Source organism: Mesorhizobium sp. M7A.F.Ca.US.002.01.1.1, assembly GCF_004022955.1.
Lineage (GTDB): Bacteria > Pseudomonadota > Alphaproteobacteria > Rhizobiales > Rhizobiaceae > Mesorhizobium > Mesorhizobium ciceri.
The window spans coordinates 1-2,881 of record NZ_RZQE01000612.1 but is presented as its reverse complement, the minus strand read 5'-3'; the positions used below and the strand labels follow the sequence as shown (position 1 = coordinate 2,881).

Below are 2,881 nucleotides of genomic sequence, written 5' to 3'. Positions count from 1 at the left end.
GGCGGAACATGCCAGCCGGTCTGCCCGTCGCTGACCACTTCCACCAGCCCGCCGATCGCCGACACAAGCGGCGGCCGGCCATAAGCCATCGCCTCGATGGCGACGCGGCCCAGCGATTCCGGACGCCGCGACGGCACGGTGACGATGTCGGCCCAGCGATAATGCTCCGAGGGATCGGGAATGAAAGGCAGGACTCCGACGCGCCCGGCAAGCCCCATGGTTTCGACCAGTTCGGCAAGCGCACGCTCGCGCTCGGTGCTTTCGAAGGCGCCGCCGACCAGCCGCACCTCGACCCTCGCCTGGAGTTCTGCCGGCATCGAGGCGATCGCCTCCAGCAGGACCTCCTGCCCCTTGATCCGGTTGATGCGGCCGAGCAGCAGCACCCGCAATGGGCGCTTGCCGTCATACGTCATTGGTTCGACCGCCGCCGGCCCGGCAACGCCGTTGTAGACGACATATGCGCGCGCCGCCTTGGGATCGCCAAACGCGGTGCGTGTCGCGCGCGAGTTGAAGATCAGATCCGCATGGCTCCAGCGCATCAGGCCGACAAGTACCCTGCGCATGGCGCCTTCGGGGATTTCGTGGATGTGCAGGACGGCCTTGTAAGGCAGCAAGCGCGCGGCCAGCGCATAGTCGGCAACGATCGAGGTGTTGACATAGACGAGGTCGCAGGCCTTGAGGCGCCGCCACGCCCTGAACACGGCAACCGGCAATCGCGCCATCTCGACTGTCGCAAGGCGCGCAATGGCCTGGCGCCTCAACACCCAGAGCGGTTCGAAGACGATCCGGCTGGCATGCGCTTCCAGGATCTGGACGATCGGCCCGCTGCGCGGCAAGACCACCTCGATGTCGGCCGACGGAAACGCGGCGCGCAGCGCAGCCACGCTCTCCGCGAAGCTGCGGTCAGAACCATAGAGTTCATAACCCTGATGAACGCAGGCAATCCGCATCTTTGTTTCCCGCCGGATGCTACAACCATCGCGCTGGGCGATTGTGGCAGAACCCCGTCCGCAAGAATCATGCCTGGTTCGATATGTCCGCCTATCGGTTCGATATGTCCGACTGCCGGCCGTACGCCCCTGGCATTGCTTCGTTTCGATACAGCTACGCACAGAAGGGTTGACCGAGAATGAAACAACCACCGGGTTCAACACCGTTTTTTTACAACCCCGCGCCATGATCCCCTCCCAGGATACCGAAATCGGAAGATGGCACGAAAGTTGCGGTCTGCTCATTATAAATTAAGCAATATCTAATATATGAGATGTGTGAAAGTGCCGCCGGCCATGAAACCAGAAAAGCCCGCCATTCTAATCCTGGGGACCCGCGGCATACCCGCGGCCCATGGCGGCTTTGAAACCTTTGCCGAAAAACTGGCGCTGTTTCTTGTCGGGCGCGGCTGGAAGGTCGGCGTCTATTGCCAGGATGAGGTCGAGCGGATCGACCAGCGGGTGCGCAGCGAAACCTGGCGCGGCATCGAGCTCATTCACATCCAGGTCGCCTCCAAGGGACCGCGCGCGACCCTGGAATTCGACTGGCAATGCGCCCGCGATGCTGCCAGACGACAGGGCGTTTGCCTGGTGCTCGGCTATAATGGCGCGGTCTTCCTGACCTGGCTCAGGCTGAAGCGGCGCAAGATCTTCACCAACATGGACGGCATCGAGTGGCGTCGCCCCAAATGGGGGATGGCGGCGCGAACCTGGTTCTGGCTCAACGAATGGATCGGCGCTTGGGCCTCGCACCGGCTGGTCGCCGATCATCCCGCCATCGCCGATCACCTGGCGACGCGCCGGTCGCGCAGCGCCATCGCCACCATCGCCTATGGCGCCGATCCGGTGGCATCAGCGCCCGAGGCGCCGGTCCGGGCGCTCGGCCTCGAGCCCGGGCGTTATCTCATCTCGATCGCGCGCATCGAACCCGACAACAACATCCTGCCGATTGTCGAAGCCTTTTGCTCCACCAAGCGCGACATGAAGCTGGTGGTGCTGGGAACGCTGTCCGACGACATCCCCTACCATGCCGCCATCCGCAAGGCGGCGAACGGTTCGGTGGTGCTGCCGGGCGCCATTTACGACCAGGCAACGGTGAAGGCCCTGCGCTTCCACGCCCGCGCCTATCTGCACGGCCACACGGTGGGCGGGACCAACCCGTCGCTGGTCGAGGCGCTGGCGGCCGGCAACATGGTGATCGCGCATGACAATCCCTACAACAGGTGGACCGCAGGGGCTGCGGCGATCTACTTCACCGACAAGAACAGTTGCGCCGAGCGGATGCAGCAGGCGCTGGACGATGATGCCCTGGTCAAGGCCTGCGGCGTTGCCGCGAGGGCGCGGGCCCGCGAAGCCTTTCGCTGGGACGATGTCCTGCTCGCCTATGAAAACGAGGCCTATCATCTGCTCGGCATGACCGCCGCCAAGACCACTGCGATGGATCACGCATCGCCAGGAACCGTATGATAGGCTGGTCGCGCCGGCGGGTGCTGCGGACCGCGCTGTCCACTGCAGCGGCTCTCGGCTCGCTCCCGGTCGCACCAATCGCTCGCGCCGCCGCCGAGACGCGGTTTCGGCGCGGCGTCAACGCCTGGCCCTGGTTCTCGCTGACGCGTGAATTTCCCGCACCCCGCACCGACTACGGCTGGCCGCCCTTCCAGTCGCAACGGCCGGTGCCGACCCCAGACGACCTGCGTCGGTTGCGCGAGACCGGGCTCGATTTCATCCGCTTGCCCGTCGATCCCGGCCCTTTCCTGGCCGCCGACGCCAAGACGCGCAGTCAGTTGCTGGACATGCTGGACGCCGCCGTCACCGCCACCCTCGACGCCGATCTTGGCATCATCGTCAACATCCAGGCCAACGCTGCCACCCATTACTGGAACCCCGACCGC

Annotated in this window: 2 protein-coding genes and 1 pseudogene; 2 read left to right on the top strand and 1 reads right to left on the bottom strand. The window is 64.8% G+C overall.

Translation table 11 applies throughout. The features are described from left to right. Positions 1 to 950: glycosyltransferase (locus EN932_RS32865; protein WP_128369394.1), on the bottom strand; the 950-nt coding region annotated here is incomplete at its 3' end. A 336-nt stretch (positions 951 to 1,286) separates the two neighbouring features. Here EN932_RS32865 and EN932_RS32860 point away from each other — a divergent pair. Beyond that, positions 1,287 to 2,456, top strand: a complete 1,170-nt coding sequence (locus tag EN932_RS32860) for a DUF1972 domain-containing protein (protein WP_164753832.1) — start codon at positions 1,287 to 1,289, stop codon at positions 2,454 to 2,456. After that, positions 2,453 to 2,881 (top strand): annotated as a pseudogene (locus EN932_RS32855) (glycosyl hydrolase family 5); the annotation flags it as partial. The gene EN932_RS32860 and the pseudogene EN932_RS32855, both read left to right, overlap by 4 nt.